This window comes from Acinetobacter entericus, from assembly GCF_026168575.1.
GTDB classification, from domain to species: Bacteria; Pseudomonadota; Gammaproteobacteria; order Pseudomonadales; family Moraxellaceae; genus Acinetobacter; species Acinetobacter bouvetii.
Genome location: NZ_JAPEQW010000098.1, coordinates 1 through 1,253, shown reverse-complemented (window position 1 = coordinate 1,253; position 1,253 = coordinate 1). Strand labels below are relative to the sequence as shown.

The following is a 1,253-nucleotide window of genomic DNA, read 5'->3' as shown; positions in this document are numbered from 1 at the left end:
AGTATCACTTATAGGAGTTGTTCAAATTTCCGGATCCATCTCTATTGGCCATGTAATCTAAAACTGGTTGAACCATGTTCTGATGTGGCAATCTGAATAAATACGTCGTGTCGACGCATAAAACCTCAGTGTTATCTATATCTAAAATGCCCGATAGCTTAGGAAATGCCTCAAAGAACATACCAAGCATATGAAATGCACCAAGTTCTATAGATTCAAAACCGAAAACATTGTGCCCTTGTAAAAGCTTGAGTGGAGATGCTTTTAATTCAACATAAGGAACCGTGTTCATGGTGTTTGTATAAAACTTAACTGCCATGTCGGTGTAGTCACTTGGTAAAGCTTCATAAGGGTGATACAAGTCCCCTGTTATGGTCTGTCCGTCATCAGTCTTACTTACATGACGAGTTGCTGCAGGAACTCCATAGTCGCGGATATCACCATTAAAAGTATGGTGATTATCAAAACTGCGTACAAACGCAAGATTGATTGGAATCGCTAAACGGAGGAAATCGAGCATATGAAATCACAAATTCATAAATCACTTTTAACACATAAAAACATAAATCACATGTGAATTCAATCACAAATCACAAATTCATTTAGAATTAAGTGATTTTAAAAGGACTAAGCAATGGCTAAGACATTCCGTTTCACAGATGAAGAAGAACAAGCGCTTAATGAAGTAGCTTTGAAGTTGAATAGAGATTTAGTTAAAGCTGGTAAAAAGCCGCTAAGAGATACTGAGATATTCCATGAAATCATCAAACAAACTTTGCTTGATGGAATAATTGAAGTAAACAGAGATGGAAACATAAAAGTAGAAACAAAAAACTGAAAATGGTGATCAAAATACAAGCAAATATATGCTTAAATGCGAACCATTCTTATTAAGGCTGAAACCCTTGATATATATAGCTCATAGAGCAAATGTCGAAAAACTTTCGAGACTCAGGCACACTATTAGACAGTAGTGTGCCTCCTCAAAAATGCTCAATCCGTCGGTCGAACGTCCCTCCTCCCTCCGTCAATCGCATAGACCGATGTCGTATAATGCGGATTGATGTTAAATGCACTTCTCTGCCCTCTGCGATCCTAGCAACATTGACAAATAAAAAGCCCACTGGAGAGATTTACCAATGGGCTTTTTATTTGTAGCAATGTGAAGTGCAAATAACATAATCACGGCTACATTATACGAAATGTTGTTGTTAGAACCCATTTAAAGTGTCTATATTCTCACCAATAAAAAT

1 protein-coding gene and 1 pseudogene are annotated in these 1,253 nt (G+C 37.0%); one reads left to right on the top strand and one right to left on the bottom strand.

What is annotated here, in order from left to right:
• Positions 1–43 precede the first annotated feature (43 nt).
• Positions 44–520, bottom strand: a pseudogene (locus OKC24_RS19685) (phage/plasmid replication protein, II/X family); the annotation flags it as partial.
• 114 nt (positions 521–634) lie between these two features.
• Between OKC24_RS19685 and OKC24_RS19680 the strand changes: the two are divergent.
• Complete coding sequence (locus OKC24_RS19680) at positions 635–838, top strand: hypothetical protein (RefSeq protein WP_265466287.1); 204 nt, start codon at positions 635–637, stop codon at positions 836–838.
• Positions 839–1,253 lie beyond the last annotated feature (415 nt).